At 43.5% G+C, this 676-nt stretch carries 1 protein-coding gene; it reads right to left on the reverse strand.

What is annotated here, in order from left to right; genetic code table 11:
• On the reverse strand, positions 1 to 676 hold a 676-nt coding region (locus tag A3757_RS03825; protein ID WP_156506156.1), incomplete at both ends, for an AMP-binding protein.

Raw genomic sequence — 676 nt, forward strand, 5'->3', positions numbered from 1 at the left:
AACAGCATCACACTCCAGGATAACTTCTTCAATTTCTTCTGGGTGAATACGGTTAGCGCCAGATTTAATCATTTGTTTCTGGCGGCCTTTGATGTAATAGAAACCATCAATATCTCTGTAGCCCAAATCGCCGGTGTGTAGCCAGTCACCTGTAATTGTTTGTTCCGTAGCCGTTGGGTTGCTCAAATATCCTTGCATGATATTGTCTCCCTTGGCAATAAGTTCACCTGTCTCGTTTGGCCCCAATAGTTTGCCGCTTTCATCGCTAATCGCTAACTCTACATCAGGTATTGGGATGCCGATTGAGCCGGCTTTTTCTAGTAGTCTGGCTGGCGGCAGGTAGGTGAGCCTTGCTGACGCTTCAGTTTGTCCATACATGACGTAAATATCGGTGTTAGGTAGTGCCTCTAGTAACTCTTTGGTAGTCGTAACACTCATACTTCCACCTGCCTGGGTAATATATCTAAGTTGCGGATGTATTTTGGCAAAGCTAGTCTTATGTAAAAGAATTTGAAATGTTGAGGGTACACCAGAAAAACCCGTAATGCTTGCTTTGTTTAAGTCTTCAGCAATGAGTTTAGGGTAGAGCATTGACTGCCCTAAGCAAATACTTGCCCCAGCATAAATATGAGTTTGTAATACTGAGTTGCCGTAGCTGTATGTGAATGGTAATACG

The sequence above is a fragment of the Oleiphilus sp. HI0117 genome (genome assembly GCF_001635235.1).